General features: G+C 56.1%; 14 protein-coding genes. 4 read left to right on the plus strand and 10 right to left on the minus strand.

Annotated features, from left to right (window positions below):
* The first annotated feature begins 248 nt into the window (after positions 1 to 248).
* Positions 249 to 728, plus strand: a complete 480-nt coding sequence (locus C7401_RS40385) for a hypothetical protein (protein ID WP_112177651.1) — start codon at positions 249 to 251, stop codon at positions 726 to 728.
* Positions 729 to 747: 19 nt separating this feature from the next.
* On the opposite strand, the gene C7401_RS40390 is transcribed toward C7401_RS40385, so the two are convergent.
* Positions 748 to 1,089: a hypothetical protein gene (locus C7401_RS40390; RefSeq protein WP_112177652.1), complete on the minus strand. Its 342-nt coding sequence runs from the start codon at positions 1,087 to 1,089 to the stop codon at positions 748 to 750.
* Between the two features lie 306 nt (positions 1,090 to 1,395).
* Here C7401_RS40390 and C7401_RS40395 point away from each other — a divergent pair, with 306 nt between their 5' ends.
* Both C7401_RS40395 and C7401_RS40400 read left to right on the plus strand, forming a co-directional pair.
* A complete protein-coding gene (locus C7401_RS40395) occupies positions 1,396 to 1,602 on the plus strand; it encodes a hypothetical protein (RefSeq protein WP_258397417.1) in 207 nt (68 codons plus the stop codon).
* A gap of 94 nt (positions 1,603 to 1,696) precedes the next feature.
* Positions 1,697 to 2,281 (plus strand): DUF8549 family protein, encoded by a 585-nt coding sequence (locus C7401_RS40400; protein WP_112177653.1) that lies wholly within the window; start codon positions 1,697 to 1,699, stop codon positions 2,279 to 2,281.
* Between the two features lie 82 nt (positions 2,282 to 2,363).
* On the opposite strand, the gene C7401_RS46210 is transcribed toward C7401_RS40400, so the two are convergent.
* The 7 genes from C7401_RS46210 to C7401_RS40420 form a co-directional block, all read right to left on the minus strand.
* The gene (locus tag C7401_RS46210; protein ID WP_373864490.1) at positions 2,364 to 2,927 is read right to left on the minus strand and encodes a type VI immunity family protein; all 564 of its coding nucleotides are present in this window, start codon (positions 2,925 to 2,927) and stop codon (positions 2,364 to 2,366) included.
* Positions 2,824 to 3,390 carry a hypothetical protein gene (locus tag C7401_RS45850; RefSeq protein ID WP_258397418.1) on the minus strand — a complete coding sequence of 189 codons (567 nt, stop codon included), beginning with the start codon at positions 3,388 to 3,390 and terminating at the stop codon, positions 2,824 to 2,826. The genes C7401_RS46210 and C7401_RS45850 overlap by 104 nt, the downstream gene beginning before the upstream one ends.
* 636 nt (positions 3,391 to 4,026) lie before the next feature.
* Positions 4,027 to 4,614: a hypothetical protein gene (locus C7401_RS44690; protein ID WP_146758077.1), complete on the minus strand. Its 588-nt coding sequence runs from the start codon at positions 4,612 to 4,614 to the stop codon at positions 4,027 to 4,029.
* 42 nt (positions 4,615 to 4,656) lie between these two features.
* Positions 4,657 to 5,160, minus strand: coding sequence for a hypothetical protein (locus tag C7401_RS44695; protein WP_146758078.1), 504 nt, complete (start codon positions 5,158 to 5,160; stop codon positions 4,657 to 4,659).
* Positions 5,157 to 5,846 (minus strand): hypothetical protein, encoded by a 690-nt coding sequence (locus tag C7401_RS40410; RefSeq protein WP_258397419.1) that lies wholly within the window; start codon positions 5,844 to 5,846, stop codon positions 5,157 to 5,159. The genes C7401_RS44695 and C7401_RS40410 overlap by 4 nt, the downstream gene beginning before the upstream one ends.
* Positions 5,843 to 8,320 carry a type VI secretion system Vgr family protein gene (locus tag C7401_RS40415; RefSeq protein ID WP_112177655.1) on the minus strand — a complete coding sequence of 826 codons (2,478 nt, stop codon included), beginning with the start codon at positions 8,318 to 8,320 and terminating at the stop codon, positions 5,843 to 5,845. The genes C7401_RS40410 and C7401_RS40415 overlap by 4 nt, the downstream gene beginning before the upstream one ends.
* Positions 8,321 to 8,637: 317 nt before the next feature.
* A complete protein-coding gene (locus C7401_RS40420; RefSeq protein WP_112177656.1) occupies positions 8,638 to 9,201 on the minus strand; it encodes a hypothetical protein in 564 nt (187 codons plus the stop codon).
* A gap of 31 nt (positions 9,202 to 9,232) precedes the next feature.
* Here C7401_RS40420 and C7401_RS40425 point away from each other — a divergent pair, with 31 nt between their 5' ends.
* On the plus strand, positions 9,233 to 9,862 hold the full coding sequence (locus C7401_RS40425; protein ID WP_181565817.1) for an IS3 family transposase: 630 nt from the start codon (positions 9,233 to 9,235) through the stop codon (positions 9,860 to 9,862).
* Positions 9,863 to 10,119: 257 nt separating this feature from the next.
* On the opposite strand, the gene C7401_RS40435 is transcribed toward C7401_RS40425, so the two are convergent.
* Both C7401_RS40435 and C7401_RS44700 read right to left on the minus strand, forming a co-directional pair.
* Positions 10,120 to 10,572 carry an SET domain-containing protein gene (locus C7401_RS40435; protein ID WP_112177659.1) on the minus strand — a complete coding sequence of 151 codons (453 nt, stop codon included), beginning with the start codon at positions 10,570 to 10,572 and terminating at the stop codon, positions 10,120 to 10,122.
* Between the two features lie 110 nt (positions 10,573 to 10,682).
* Positions 10,683 to 12,311: an AcrVA2 family anti-CRISPR protein gene (locus C7401_RS44700; RefSeq protein ID WP_146758079.1), complete on the minus strand. Its 1,629-nt coding sequence runs from the start codon at positions 12,309 to 12,311 to the stop codon at positions 10,683 to 10,685.
* Positions 12,312 to 12,362 lie beyond the last annotated feature (51 nt).

Here is a 12,362-nt window from a genome sequence, read left to right on the forward strand (position 1 = left end):
CGCGTTCGCGCCGCCTCAGCTTGCGGCGCATGGACGGCGATTTCGAAATCGCACGGCAATGCGCGCGGGGGCTTTCGAGCGGGGTTGTCCACGCGTGGGCTGGTGGCGCAGATGAGCGTGCGAATCCTGAAAGGCATCGTGCATTGACAACACCGGTGTTGCCGCACGCCCCGATACTGCAACGCAATGACCGAGCGGCCGGGCCTCATTGATGAGAGGCGCGGCAATCACGGTGTGGAGACACGACCATGAATCACGATGATGCTTTGAAACGCGCCGCCGCCGACGCGCGCACGATGGACGACGCGCCTGAGTTCGCCGGTTTCGCGGCGTGGCTGCGCGGGCGTGGGACGGCTGGTGCAAGCCACGCAATGGCGGCCGGGCTCAACGGTGCGTGGACCCGCAGGCTTGTGAAATTTTCGGCGCTCTGGGCGCTCGTTGAGTTGCCCGTTGCGTACTGGAGCGCGGCTGACGACCTGGAGCGCGCGGCGCTCGCGGTATCGACGTTGATCTGGCTTGCGATCGTGTTTCGCGTGCTCAAGGGCGGCGCGACGGCACGCGGGGTATTCGTTTTTCTCTGTGCGCTCAGCGTGCTTGCCGTCGCGCCCGCGCTGCTTGCCGAATACGCGAATTTTCGTCTCGCGTTCTGGCTCTCGCTCGTGGAATGTGTCGTGAAATGCGGGCTGTTCGTGGTGTTCGTGTCGCGCTATATCGCCATGGAGCCGTGAACACGCGCGATGCGTACGCTCAAGTCCAGTACTTGTAGTCGCCACGCACGCGCCGCACGGCGGGCGTGGCTTGCAGGCGCGTGAGTCGCTTGCGTTGCCCGCGTGCCGCGCGGGTGGGTTCAGTCGCATCAGTCGATTCAATCGCCTCGGCCGGTCTCGCCTCGGCGGGCGCGTCATGCGCGCGCGAATGGCGCGATGCGGCCTCGCCGATACCCAGCGCGACACGTTCGAGCGGCAACTCCGTCTGACCGCCAACCTCGACGAACGCCGCACGCAAGCCGGAGTCGCCCGGCGTTGCCGCACCGATCATCAGGAACACGCCCGTGGCGATGAGGGATGGTGCGAGAAGTCGAACGTACATATCGGGGCTCCGGGTGCGAAGGGAATCGTCTGCGAGGCATGATTCCGATTGTGGTGCGGCGCGTGGCGCGTCGCTTTCGAATTCGCACCCGGTTGATGACGATACGCACGGCCGCGCTGTGCGTGTCGTCGAGTAGCGCCATTGGCGCAGCGGGAAATCGCTAGAGCACTTCAGATCGATCGCATTCGCTATGGATACCTTATTGATTGAGGCGGTCTTGTCGCGGGATCGCTTGGATTGGGGGAGTCGGACACTTCGATTTTGTAGACTTTCGAGCCTGATCGTTGGTTTTTCCGCCGACACCCCATGAGCACTACCCAGTCGGACATACCGTCCTCCGATTTCATTCCGGCCGACGTGCGACAGAGCGTTGGCAGTCAGGTATTTCCCGGTGGGAAAATGGGCATCAACCGGCTGAAAAGCGCGCGCCGGAACATGGGGCGAACCGCGCCATACGAACTCGAAAACGCCGATCTCATCGTGTTGCAGCTGCGCGCTTTCGGGGAGCAGTGACCTGCTCCCCGAGATTAGTACGCTGACGGTGTAGAGTCCGTTCCGACAAGGAGCGGTCATGAAGGAGCGATTCACCTAAGAACAGATTATTGGCGTGCTGAAGAATATCTACGACGTGTTCCTTCAGGTGCACCACCAGGGCATGCGGATCCAGTCCAGTTCGGCACTCGTGGAAATCGACGGCAATATGATACTGAAGGACCGCAACCGGAACCTCATTGCCTATACGCGGTACCTTCAGTCCATCGTGACCGATCGCCAGTCATTCATCAAGGAAGAACTGCTGGAACTCGTCGGCAAGCTCATGTACACCACTTTACCGCGGCTGTTCCGGCAGACACTCGAATGGGTTTCGGACAACTACCGGCAATCGGGCGGCAAACGCATTGGCGAGTTGCTGGACGAGGCGCTGATCCACAGTTTCGACTGTCTCGCGGAAGAGCGCACAATGGTACGCAACCATGTGGATTTGCCCACGTTGCTCGCGCGACTGCGTGGCGTCTACACGTCGTCCAGAAGCATCGATCCAGCACTGTTCTCTTTGCGTGAGAAGGCGGAGTGGTGCGTTAAAAAGGCAACGGGAAACCGCAACGAAAGTGTGATTGCTTCCGTGCGTACGGCTGTGCTGCTGTACATCGTGATTCGCACAATGACGATGCGCCACTATACGGGTGGTTAGTGTAAAAGTTCGAAGGCATACAGGCCGGAGTGCGCACTCCGGCCTGTATGCCGCATGGTGTTATAAAAATGCAGTACCGTCGTTAGGGGTGCGCCGGTGGCCAAATTCCAGGGGCATCGAAACGGCGCATCCAAAGGTCGGTCAGTCTGTCGTTAAAACGTAGTTCACCACCAATAGATGCAAGCCCGATCGATTGAACTTTGGTCGTTCTCGCTGGGCGTACAATTTTGTTGACTGCGACATACAGTGGCGGGAGCCCTTTAGCGACTGGCGCCATCTGAGGCCCGTCTCCGGCCCGAATGACGACTCCGCCACTATTCAAGTGATAAATCCTGAATGCGGGGTCAGTGAGTTGAGAATGAATCGACTGAGCACCGCCTAGTTCTTCCGTATAGCGGGAACCAAGTACCGTATACCAGTTTACTCCCTTGATTCCCTTCCATCCCTCCGTCATCAGCGCCACAAAAACTGGCACGTCGATCTCGAGGCCGAAGTACCGCTCTGCCAACTCGAGTTCGTACGGCTGCCACCGGGCGAACTCGTCAGGTAAAGCAAGGGAGAATCCCGCGTAGCCGTGAGTCGCATTCAGTCGATTGCAGCAAGCCAGAACAAAGTCGTGAATCGGGAACGTTCCCTGATCCCAGATGCCACGTAGGAAGCCTGTCAGGGGCGACCCAGAAGCTGAGATAAGAACCGTCGACGTTTTTAGCCTGATGCCAGTCCGGCACAGTCATGCATGTGATACCGTAATTACCGACGTACTTCGGATTAAAGCTATCGTAGAAGGCGAGGTCAATTTCACTATCAGGTGGCGAAGTCGTCAGTGTCTGATGCACCTCGTTTGCCAACCTTTCCTCGAAATGCCATGGGTTGGGATCCGCTCCTTTCGGAAGCGGATCCCAACCCCATTGAAGATGGTTGCCAAAGGCCTTGAAGTAATCTGAAAAACACGTCCACAGAGCGCTACGAGTAGATGCAGTGTGGCCATCCCGGAAGAAGAGGGTTACGCGCAATACGAGTTTGACAACGTATCGATAATCCGGCTTTGGGCTGTCCGGCGCGATGTAGTCACAGTCGTAGATGTAGTCTTCAAGCTCGTCGGACGTCATGGAGTTCCTACATTCCGGAGGGTGAATCGGACTCGCTGCCAGTTAGGTCTGGCATCGGTATAGCTAGCAGCAGGAGGGACGCGCCCATAGACTCTGGGGCCCCGCAACAGCAACCGCTCTGAGGAGCAAATAGCCACCAACTACGACCACGGTCCAGCCAGCGACCTTTGCGGTCGACTGTACATCCTATCTGGAGCAGCACTTCACCCCGTTCTAGCGATTTCGCAATGAACGCATTCCTTTCGACAGGGAAAAAAGCCCCCATATTGAAATTGCGACAATAATGAACCAAACCGGTGAAATGTAAAATAAGACGAAGCCAGTTGTTTCGTGGCAGTCATCGCTATTTGCCCCGAATTGGTGAAAGAAAGTAGCGATATCGTAAATATATGTCGCTGCAAGGGCGAAAATAAGTACGAGAACAAGAATGCATAATTTATGCGCGGACCATATAAGTTTCTGCATGGATATTTTCGGCAAAGAGTAATTTATACTCGTCACAAATTATCGCCTGAAATCTTCTCCCGTGCCAGACGGTCTAAATTTCTCAGACTCGCTTCATATTCGATATAGTTATCTTCGCTGAGAAATTTCTGGCGACGAACTTTTTAAATTCCATACCCTCTCCTTTGATAGTCAATCTATACCGCCAACCCCACCGCCGGCTTTAGTTGTTCCCGGCTTTCTTGGCTTCGGCGTAACGGATTCCAGATCCCAACCGACGTCGACTATATCCAAGAGTACGTACAATTTTGAGGAGGTTCCGACTGGGCCCGGCATGCAAGAGAACATCCACCGAGCGTAGCTGGCCTGATTTTTGGAGAGTACATATGCAAGGAATCCCGGGAGTTCTCCATTGCTGTACCCGTTCTGGGGCATCAAACCCATAGTCCAGTGACAGGGACCCAACGATGTCAACGCATCATCGTACGCGTATGCCATCTGGATTACCGTTCCAAGTAACAGATCGATAAGCTGATTTTCAAAAGCGACAGATGCACTCTTCCCGTCTACCTGAAAGTCGTATAGCTTGCTCTCAATTCCAGCTCCCCAGTACCCTGATGGGAGATTACTCGATGGTTCGCCAACAATCACTAGCACAAATTCGCGTTCATCAATGACGTGAGATTTTGGATCAGGAAAGACAATTTCCGCCACCGTAATAGATTGGCCCAATTTTGACGGCACATGGATGTTAATTGACCGCTCGTGGTCGTCGGTCAAGTCAAGCTCATGAACGGCGTCTATTTACCACACTAACGATCATCACTTGACTTTGCGGACCGCAAAAAAAATCTCCTTTGTTCTCGTATTAATCAAATATCCTCCAACAACATTCTGAAAATTTCCACTTTGTCCAAGGCCATCAAAATTAAACCTAACGCAAAAGAATTTTTCTCGATTCTTCTTTGCGATACTCCATTGTGCAAGCGTGGGGTCAAATTCACTGGGTTTAATTTTATGATTATCTCCGACAGGCAAGGCTGTCGATATCTTATAAATTCTGTTTAGATATATTAAAGCATGATTAGACTTGCTTTCGGCGTAGCCTACATCAACGCCGTTGTATTTAAATATGTAGGTCGCATTGAAACCATCAGCGTAATTATCTTCCTGCGAGATTTCGTGCGGATTCAGTGTAAGAACAGTTACAGAAGGCACGTAAGCGCGTGCCAAAAGACAACTTTTGACAAGACTTTCGTCCGGCGGCACGCCGTATGCCAAATTACAGAACGTCATTATCAAGGTTGGGAATACGATATTTTTCATTTATATTCCTTCGCCTTGGTTACATCTCGATATTCTTGACTGAATTTCCAGAAAATGGTGCCACCGTGTGCTGCCGTCGAGTCATACACATGATCGTAACGCCCGATCTCCTCCTTCTTTATCGTTACCTTATGAGATTTCTTATCCTTTATTTTTATGGTCTTATAAAGAATTTTTAAATTAGTGGAATCGTTAATCTGGTATATGTTGTGACTCGGATCCGTAATTTTGATACCTTGCCTTACCTTGAAATGATTCGCGTAATTTGTCTTGATATCTGCGCCATCCCAGAAATAGGCACCATTTGATTTGTCAGGCCCACCTGCTAGCGCGTTTCGGGCAGCGCTGATGGCCGCTTGCATTCCAGCGTCCTTCTCGATCTTTTCATCCTTCGCTTTCATAAGCGCGTTATAACGAGGATTTCCATCGCCAACCACAAAGGAGAACGTTCGATCATTCTTCGTGAACGTTGCCATGTCGGAATATCCACGGGCATTGCGCTGCCGGACGAGTACGCTAGCAATGGCCATCATCTCATCAGAGTCGTTTTGACTAGATGCCTCGCCATATGCCATCGCAGCAAGGAGCTTTGTTTGGGCGTCGACTGGTTGCTTCGCCGTTGTTTCGCTTGCGGGAATAGCGGCACTTGCCGCTTGATCTGGATTCAACGAATTAGAATCGCTCATGTATTTTTTCCTGCCGAGTCTTGTGCCAGCCACGTTACGAGTTTCAGGGTAGACTGTCCTGCGACGGAGGTTGTATTACCGACCGAATATTCCCCTCTTTGCGTATGAAGATTGTCTTCACTGAATAGATCGTAGTGGTATCCCTCCGCTGGTGTCGTTCCATCTTGCAGCAGACTGAAACTCTGCTCAATCACTTCTTCGTCCGGATCCAGCGAAATTGGCAAGCTTGGGATTGGTAAGTGTACTGACTCCTTACCCTGCCTCTGTACCGTAATGGTCTTGAGGAACAGATCGCCTGGCCCGCCTAGTGTAATGCTGCCGTCCTTGATCTGGACGAACGCGCCGCCACATTCGAAAATTATTTCTTTGGCTGCGGCAAGATTGACCTTGCCGTTGACGCTACCGAAACTGACGTCCTTATCGGCGGTGAACGACATCGGTCCGCTCTGCGCCTGCAATTCGACAGGCCCCTTCGCGGCGTAGATCTTGATACCGAGCTTCTGAGCGAAGAGCGAAATCATTTCGCCTGCGGCGACCGTAAAGCGCTTGAGCACGCTCCAGTCGGCGTTTTTGCCGGCCACGCTCGTGATATTGTCCTGCGCGGCGAATTGCAGGCCTTGACCCGTCACGAGCGCAGCAGAGGCAGGGGTGCTCATGAGCATTCCTGCCTTCTTCAGTTGGTCGAGGTCGTCCTTGACCTGCTGCTGAGCATCGGTGTCGGCAGGCTCGGCCTTGGAGGTCGTCGCCGAGCTCGCTAGTGCCTTGGCGGTGGCCAGTGCGCTCTCGAGCTGCGCGATAGCTTCCTGCATGTCGAGCTGCTTGCCAGTCGCTGCGGGCCGGTCATACGTGGTCAGGTGCAGGCCCTTGCCTGCACGGTTCACGCCGTAGCCCGAGGTGCGCAGTTCATAGCCTTCGCCGCGGTATTCGAGCTTCTGGTTGACGAGGTAGCCGAGGTTTAGCTGTGACTTGCCGGAGTGCTCGGTGCTGAGTTTGACGCCCTCCTGGCCCGCCCAGTCCTCCATGCGCAGCTTGTTGTTGCTCTGCGTGCGGATGGTATTGCGCGAGAGCCAGCGGCGATCGCTCGTGATGAGATCGCGCGCCTGCGAATGATGATGAAACGCAATAATTTCCGGTTTATCAGGGTCGCCATCTCGAAAAGAAATCACGGCTTCGTCATTGTCCAGCGCCACAAAGTGAAAGCCTGTTTGCAGCTTGCCGGCGAAAGGCTTAGCAAGCCGCAGGGGCACGCTTTCGCCACCATTGGGCCATTCGCCAAAGTCGGTATCGAGCCGGACGACGTAATAGCCGGCGGCATTCAGATATGCATAGGTGTACTTATCCGGACTACACACTCGGGCGCTGAGCGTACCCGAGATCTTCCTCCATTTTTCCGGTTCGAGCTGGAGCCGAAAGCGGCGATCTGCGGGAATGGCTTTGTAGGTGTTGGTGTAGGCCTTGTAGCGCCCGCCGCTGTGCGCGATCTCGGTGATCACCTGACCCTTGGGCGCATCCGGCAGGACGATGTCCGTCTCCAGCACGCGCCCACACTGGAGCTCCAGCACATTGCTTTCTCCGTCATACACCACCTGCCGTGCGATAGCGGCTTCATGCCTGAGCTGCGCCTGCCACTTCGCCTCGGCCTGGCTCAGATGGTGAGTGCCGTAGATGTACGGTTGGCCATAGGTGGTGGGGTCTTCGGGCGCTACGTTGGCGGAGTCCTTGAAGCGCTCCCAGGCTTGCTCTGGGTCGTAATCGGCGACCGTGTATGAAGCCGGTACCGTCACCGCATGGGTCTTGAGTGAGGTGATCGCTTCTACACCGTTTGATTCCAGGCCCGCGGCTTCCCGGTACGGTACGATCAGTCGCGGATCGTAGATGTAGTGATCGATGTCATCGCCGAAGACGACCTGGTCCCCAAACTCTGTTTCCAGGATGTAGGAGTAAATGCCGACTTTTTCCATGAGCATATGCACATAGTCGAAATCCGTCATCTCGTGCTGGAAGCGCCACAGGTGGATGGGGTACTTGCCGCGTAGCTCGAATGACATCTGGTGTTCCCTGATGCCGTGCGAGCGCAGGATCTTCTGGATGACCTGGGGCGTGGTGAGATGCTGAAAGGTTTGCGTGTTGACGACACCTTGCAGGCGAGCGAAGTGGGACTTCAAAACGATCTCGTATTTCGTGAAATCCTTCGTCGTCTGGACCGTCGAAATGCGCTCAATGAAACCCGAGAATTTTCGTGGTACGCCGTCGTCAGGCACGATCCGGAAGGTGGCGTCGCGATTGACATAGTCAGCACGCGCGAGCTGCGCAGGGTGGGTCAGCTCGATGCTGACCTCCACGGGCGCCCCCATCTTCTCGTTCGCGCAATACGAGACAACGGACAGTGCGCCGGCACTGTCCGTGCCAGGAACTTCGAGAAAGCTCGACTGCCGACCTGAGATCGATTGCAGTGCGCTGAGCAGATCCGCCATGGGTGTGTGACTCCCTGAAAATTTGGGGAAGCACGGCCTGGCGAACGTGGCTGCAATTTCGGGAAAGGCCGTGATTGCGACCCTGTTAAGGTCCAACCGACCTTATATCTGTCGCTGCACCATGGAGCAATGATTCGAACCCCTGTGAATCGCGGTTTCTTGTCGGCGCGCAATGCGCTCGTATAACAGGTCAGACTGCGAGATGCAGACTGATTATCTTCAATTCCCGCTTGCGCGAGAATGCGCGATGATACGTGATACAAAACGCGATGCGCCAAGCATCGCGCGGCGCAATCGGACATATCCGAAACCACTCATCACCAGTTGCCCCGTTTGAGCGGGTGAACGTTGGCGCCGGGAAGCGTGTCGCTGAAGAACCCCTGCCGTGCTGGCCCCGGCGTATCGACCACTGTTGCCGCGCGCCGCTGCCGCTGACGTTCCCGCTTTCTCTCTTTCGCCTGGTTGATCAGCGTATCCATGCTGAAGATCTCCCCGTCCTCCAGCACGATCCTTCTGTCGAGCAGGCGCATCTGGTGGTCGATGCGCGCTGCAATCCACTCGCTGGGTTCGCTCGAAAGTGCGTCGTACAGGTGCTTGATCTCATCCTGAATGGCCTGCTGCTCGAGTCGTCTCTGGTGAGCGCCAGCGCTTTCGGCGCCACCCACCTTCAGGGCCGACCCGATGCGCCGGTCGTCGATGCCATAGAACGACAGCATCTTGCCGCGCGTGAGCAGCCAATGTGCGAGGAGCCAGCCGATCACCATGTCGTCATGCAGGCCGACTTCGTGATCGATGCGTCCGTTGCGCTGTTCCAGTATGAGTCGCGCCGCCAGGTCGACGACGAGGCGCTGACCGGCCGGATGATAGCCATCGCAGCGCAAAAAGCGTCGCTATGGTTATCGGCGCATTCATGTGCTGTTGCGGCGCGAGGGCTGGCTGGCAAACCATAAACGCATCTGGCGGCTGTATAGCAAGGCTGGACTGAGCGTGCGCAGGCGGCGACGCAAGCGCATAGCCGCTGTCGAGCGCAAACCGCTGCCGGTGCCAACGGGGCCGAACCAGAACTGGTCGATGGACTTCGTCAGCGACGGGCTGACTTATGGTCGGCGCTTTCGCTACCTGAACGTGGTCGACGATTACACGCGTGAGTGCCTGGCTATCGAGGTCGATACCGCATTGCAGGGTCAACGGGTCAAGCAGGTGCTTGAACGGTTACGCGAGATGCGCGGCTTGCCCGGGTCCATCACGGTGGACAACGGCCCGGAGTTCGCTGGTAAGGTGCTGGATGCATGGGCTTACGAAGTGGGCGTTACGCTGTCGTTCATCCGGCCCGGCAGGCCGGTGGAAAACGCCTGCATCGAGAGCTTCAACGGGCGATTCCGGGACGAATGCCTGAACGAGCACTGGTTCGTTTCCATGCGTCGCGCCAAGCGTTTGATTGAAGATTGGCGTATCGAGTACAACACCGAGCGCCCTCACAGTTCGCTCGGGTATCTGGCGCCGGTGCAGTTCGCGCAGGCGCACGAAGCGCGGGAATTATAACCTCGGACTCTAACGGCGCTTCGTACTAATACCGGGGGCAGGTCAGAGGAAGGCGGCGGGGCCGGTGAAAGCGAACCTGAACAGCAGGAACCGGAGCCGGAACCGGAGACGAATGAACATGAACCGGAACCAGCCTCTCCAGAGAGCAACGAGGCGCCGGCGGGAACCGAGGGCGAGGGTGGCAAGGAAGGAAAGGGCGAAAACGACGAAGCGGAAGAAGACGAGGATAAAGACAGGAAGGCGTCGGGCAAGGACGATCAGGAACCAGACTCGATATTCTGATCGAGCATCGTGCCACTGCATCTCACGTGGCCATAGGAGCACGCATAGAGCACCTGAATCCCCAGGGTGACCGGTTCGTCGACGCTTAGTCCATAGGTCAGGAAGAGTTTTTCGCCAGCGGCGATGTTACGACTCGCCTCGATATACACGCGGCCAGCTACTTCCACGGCTTCGCAGTTTGCCGAGCACGCATGGTTGAACCAGCGCGAGCTGTTACCGCCGCGGCCGCCGTCGATCACGTCGCCATCCTCGAGCGCAAAGTAAAAGGTGTGGCCCGGGGCACCGTGCTTTGCATAGCGACGGATGGCCGCTGCCCAGGATGTTTTCTTTCCTTTGTATTCAATGATGCGCTCGCCAGCCTTCAAGGCATGCAGGGCGAACACGCCCTTGCCGTGAACGGAAGATTTCCGGACCGTGATTCGCCGCATGGCAGGTCTGTCTGATTGCACTATGGTTGCAGGATCAAAGCGTATCAGTCGACACAAGTCGTCAGGCGCGCGCGGCGCTCAGACGAGTCTGGAGGCGTGTTTTCGTCAGGCTACATACGGTCGGCTCTCACGATCACGGGCATGATAAAGACGACCTTGCTTTTCGCGAACCCCGTTCCGTGGCGCTGGAGGCGAAAGTGTCCGCGACGCCAGTGCGGTGAAATCTCTGCGCCCTCACCTGGCCCTGCCTTTCGCGGGTGCGTCTGTATTCGGGGTAGAACTTCCGGCCCAACAATGTATCGGTCGTAGAGTCGTTCAATTTCGCGGCGTCGCTCGTGTTTTTTGCGTTTTCCGAGGCCTGCAAAATTGCGGGGTGCATTGGTGTAGGCGTTGTCCTGTCTTATTTGCGGGTGGTCGCTGGCGAGATAAATGAGGACCTTGACGGAGTAGCTGAGCACATGGAGCCAGAATTCGTATTCGTCATCGACAAAATCTGCTTGAGTTGCAGCGTCGCTCGCGCTGAGGCATTCTTCGATGGCCTCGCGAATGCTCAGGCTGTCATCATCAATACGCAGACGCTGCATACGGATCGACACATAATCGTTCGGGTTAGGCTTTCTTCTTGGGACAAAAAACGTCAGGGAACGCTCACTCGTCCCTTCTGCACATACGTGCATGTGTTCGAAGATCGTGATCGAGTCCACCCGATGAGGTGCGTCACGCAAACTTGGGCCCGGCACAATGCACAGGGCGCTGGCACCGCCGGCTGCAGCGGCAAGCGGCACGCCATCGTCTATGTCGGACAGTTTGAGCAGTTGTTCGAAGGCAACGGTTGGCTCGAAGAGCACACCCTTGCGCGACCAGAACGCTTGTGGAGGCACGCCAAGAATAATGTTTGTGTTGGTAAGTTTAGCGACTTCCGGGTCAACGCGCCCGTCGGTATCGCGAACAATCAATGCCCCTACGTCGTGCAACAGTTGGAACGGGCCGACGTGTGGGTCAGCGAACGCTCTTTCCAGCGCGGCGCCACTCGCTCCCGCGGCATGGCATGCCTCCGCCCATGCCCGTGGTGAGCCCGACGCACGGAAGCGAACTGGAAAAGGAAGCATGGAATATTCGGGGCCCATCGCGTCGACGATGCTCTCCAGTACATTGCTAACCGCGTCGCCCGGAAGGCGGTAGGGCACAACGGGCTTCTGGTCTTTATGCTGGTGAGCAGCATGCGTGGGCGGCGGTATGGCCGGTTGGCTGGCGACCAGTGTGTGTGAACGGTCTGCTTTGGGCGTTCGCGCAGGCGATGTTGTAAAAGCCTCGATCGTGGCGGGTTGCTCAACGTCGAGTTGCATGACACCTGGTAGCCACTCCAGATGTGAGTTATGTGCAAAACGTGCAGTGACTCCAAGTAGTTCGAAGACAAGGGGCACACCAGATGGCGGGTGCCTGAGCCAGTTCTTCAGCGGGGGCTCCACCGTGGTAGCGATGAAATCAAGAACGGCGTCAATCTGCGTTGCTGGAATATCCTGGATGTCCGAGTCGAGTAGCAGGGAAACACCACGCACGAAGTTTGTGCATCGCACGGGTTGCCCACCCCGGCTCATTGACATTGCCAGCGTCGTCAGGAAGACTATTTTCGGAGGTCTGCCGTGATCACCTTTCAGGACAATATGCGGATCATCTCCGAGCAGGATACTGTGTCCGTTTCCTTGAGGCGCTTCTGCAAAGGTGTCTTCCGTAACCATACCGAACTCCTGAATCTGAGATTCTTCTGCGCGCCCAACCGGCTGAGGGGT

The sequence above is a fragment of the Paraburkholderia unamae genome (assembly GCF_003268775.1).
GTDB classification, from domain to species: Bacteria; Pseudomonadota; Gammaproteobacteria; order Burkholderiales; family Burkholderiaceae; genus Paraburkholderia; species Paraburkholderia unamae.